Genomic DNA, 396 nt, shown 5'->3' with positions numbered 1-396 from the left:
ACCAAGAGAAAGGTCGGGGCAACCGCTCGCGCCCGAAAGCTGCGGGTTGACGAGACCGAGGCTGAATACAGGCTTTGGGGGGAGCTGAGAGACCGTCATCTCAATGGCTACAAATTTGTGAGGCAAGTGCCGCTTGGACCGTTCATCGCGGATTTTGTTTGTCGCGAGGTAAGCCTGATTGTCGAACTTGATGGTAGTCAGCACGCAGATTCTCCAACCGACCCTTCCAGGACAGCTTGGCTGAACGGACAAGGTTATTCGGCTCTCCGGTTCTGGAATCATGAGGTTTTGGCCGAACGTCGAGCGGTCCTGGATACGATCTTGGCTTGCCTTGACGGAAAGATTTCCACCCCCTCACCCGACCTCCGCTTCGCTCCGGCCACCATCTCCCCGTTG

General features: G+C 56.8%; 1 protein-coding gene. It reads left to right on the top strand.

Annotation, left to right across the window (positions count from 1 at the left end):
• Positions 1 to 39: 39 nt before the first annotated feature.
• The coding region (locus EOA22_RS37410; RefSeq protein WP_245478830.1) for a DUF559 domain-containing protein at positions 40 to 396 on the top strand (357 nt) is incomplete at its 3' end.

The organism is Mesorhizobium sp. M7A.F.Ca.US.014.04.1.1, assembly GCF_003998745.1.
In the GTDB taxonomy this organism is placed as follows: Bacteria; Pseudomonadota; Alphaproteobacteria; order Rhizobiales; family Rhizobiaceae; genus Mesorhizobium; species Mesorhizobium ciceri.
Note: the sequence above shows the minus strand (reverse complement) of the source record. Positions and strands in the feature narration are given on the sequence as shown.